This is a genomic window from Brevibacterium sp. R8603A2, assembly GCF_023072605.1.
In the GTDB taxonomy this organism is placed as follows: Bacteria; Actinomycetota; Actinomycetes; order Actinomycetales; family Brevibacteriaceae; genus Brevibacterium; species Brevibacterium pityocampae.
Map to the genome: position 1 here is coordinate 1 of NZ_JALLGN010000036.1, position 1,220 is coordinate 1,220.

The following is a 1,220-nucleotide window of genomic DNA, read 5'->3' on the forward strand; positions in this document are numbered from 1 at the left end:
GGTCAAGTCCCTTGGAGTGGTGTAGCGGTTGGATCCTTCGTTAGGGGTCTCAGGCGCTGAGTTCGAGTGGGATGTCGGTGTCGGTGCTCACCTCGTCTCCGGTGTTCTCGACGGCCGTGAGTCGGCAACGGGCCAGGACCTCGAGCCCGAGGTAGCGGCGCCCTTCGGCCCATTCATCGGTCTGCTCAGCCAGCACCGCCCCGACCAGCCGCACGATCGCGGACCGATTAGGGAAGATCCCCACGGCGTCGGTCCGGCGACGGATCTCACGGTTGAGCCTCTCGGCAGGGTTGTTCGACCAGATCTGGGCCCAGACATCCTTCGGGAACGTGGTAAAGGCCAGGATGTCCGCCCGCGCCACGTCGAGATGCTCGCCGACCTGCGGCAGCTTCTCAGTCACGTAGTCCAAGAGCCGATCGAACTGGGCATCCACGGCCGCGGCGTCGGGCTGGTCGTACACGCTGTGCAGCATCGCCTTCACCGCCGGCCACATGGACTTCGGGGTGATGCCCATCAGGTTCGCCGCGTAGTGAGTCCGGCAGCGCTGCCACACCGCGCCGGGCAGATTCGCAGCGATCGCGTCCTTCAACCCGGCGTGGGCGTCGGACGTGACCAGGCGGACCCCAGCCAGCCCACGGGCGACGAGGTCAGCGAAGAACTCGTTCCACGCCGCCCCTGTCTCACTGGTGGCCACCCGCAGTCCGAGGACCTCTCGGTGACCATCACCGTTGACGCCAGTGGCCAGCAGGGCGACGGCGTTGACCACCCGTCCGTTCTCGCGGACCTTCATCGTCAGCGCGTCGGCGGCGACGAACGTGAACGGGCCGGACTCATCGAGGGGCCGGTGGCGGAAAGCCTCGACCTGCTCATCGAGATCCGCTGCCATCCGGGAGACCTGGGACTTCGACAACGCGTTGATGCCCAGGGTCTTGACGAGCTTGTCCATCCGTCTCGTGGAGACTCCGGCGAGGTAGCAGTCCGCGATGACCGTGATCAGAGCCGACTCTGCACGCTTGCGGCGCTCGAGCAGCCATTCCGGGAAGTACGTGCCTTGTCGCAGCTTCGGGATGGCCACGTCGAGCGTCCCGACCCGGGTGTCGAGCTCCCGGTGGCGGTAGCCGTTACGCCTGGCCGTCCGGTCCGGGGAGGACTTGCCCCACTCGGCACCAACAACGGCATCGGCGTCCGCGGACAGCAGGGTATTGATCATGGTCTGCAGC

At 66.6% G+C, this 1,220-nt stretch carries 1 protein-coding gene; it reads right to left on the minus strand.

Annotated elements, in window-relative coordinates:
• Positions 1–49: 49 nt before the first annotated feature.
• On the minus strand, positions 50–1,220 hold a 1,171-nt coding region (locus tag MTQ12_RS14760), incomplete at its 5' end, for an IS256 family transposase (RefSeq protein ID WP_247619220.1).